Annotated in this window: 1 protein-coding gene; it reads right to left on the reverse strand. The window is 44.5% G+C overall.

Features of this window, described 5'->3' with window-relative positions; translation table 11 throughout:
• A partial coding sequence (locus tag B4J23_RS09295) for a glyceraldehyde-3-phosphate dehydrogenase (protein ID WP_291360181.1) occupies window positions 1–1,448 on the reverse strand: 1,448 nt, incomplete at its 3' end.
• Window positions 1,449–1,497: the final 49 nt, after the last annotated feature.

Genomic DNA, 1,497 nt, shown 5'->3' on the forward strand with positions numbered 1-1,497 from the left:
GTTTCAGCAGGAACTTTTGGATAGCTTACGCCGCCCATTTGTTCAGCAATGCGAAGTACCTGGCAGCTATAACCCACTTCGTTATCGTACCAAACGTAGCAAGTTAAACGGTTGCCTGAAGTGATGGTCGCTTGAGCGTCGAATACACCTGCAGTACGAGAACCGATAAAGTCAGAAGATACAACTTCAGTCGAGTTTGTATAACCGATTTGACCTTGAAGGTTAGAATTGATTGAGATTTGGCGAATGTATTCATTTACTTCATCACGATCAACTTCTTTGTCTAAAGTCAGGTTCAGAATTGCAAGAGATACGTTTGGCGTAGGAACACGTACAGAGTTACCAGTCAACTTGCCTTTCAGTGCAGGAAGTGCTTTCGCAACCGCTTTAGCAGCACCAGTCTCAGTAATAACCATGTTCAATGTTGCAGCACGGCCACGACGATCAGCTTTATGGTAGTTGTCGATCAGGTTCTGGTCGTTTGTGAACGAGTGAACTGTTTCAACGTGACCATTGATCACTGTGTATTTGTCGTTTAACACTTTCAGTGTTGGAGTGATCGCATTGGTAGTACAGCTTGCAGCAGAGATGATTTGATCTTCATCAAGGATGTCAGCCTGGTTCACACCAAATACAACGTTCTTCATGTCACCTTTACCAGGTGCAGTCAGAATTACGCGAGCAGCGCCTGGGCATTTCAGGTGTTGAGCAAGACCTTCAGCATCACGCCATTTACCAGTGTTGTCGATCACTAAAGCATTTTCGATACCGTATGCAGTGTAATCCACTTCAGATGGATTAGATGCATAGATCACTTTGATGAACTGGCCGTTTGCAATGATTGCTTCGTTTTCTTCGTCTACAGAAATCGTACCCGCAAATGGACCGTGGATTGAGTCACGACGTAATAAAGACGCACGTTTTTCAAGGTCACCGTCAGATGATTTACGAACTACGATTGCTTTCAGGTTCAAGCCGCGGCCTAGACCTGACTGGCTGATCATCAAACGGGCCAGGATACGACCGATACGACCGAAACCGTAAAGCACCACGTCTTTACCTTCTACAGAAGTTGCATTGCCTTCAAGTGATTTCACAGCGTCAGCAACGAATGCGTTAACATCACCACCTTTTGCTTTGAATTCAACAGCAAGTTTGCCTAGATCAATTTCAGCAGTACCGATGTTTTCCACTTTTGCCAATGCTTCAAGGATTGGGAAAGTGTCTACAACAGAAAGCTCAACGTCTAATACGCGAGTACGACGATGCGCTTTAAGGATCTGGATTACAGAACGGTTAATTAAAGAGCGACCGTAAACTGTAGCTACGATATTTTTTTCACGATATAACTGACCTACTAGGGCAATCATACGCTCCGCGAGTTCTTCACGGTTTTTCCAGCGACCTTGGTGCTCTGCATGGAGGGCAACGATAGTGTCTTTGCTCACAGATACGTCCTCTAATTAATTGTAAATCTAAGCATAAATTTCAAAACCC

This window comes from Acinetobacter sp. UBA3025 (genome assembly GCF_002367915.1).
Lineage (GTDB): Bacteria > Pseudomonadota > Gammaproteobacteria > Pseudomonadales > Moraxellaceae > Acinetobacter.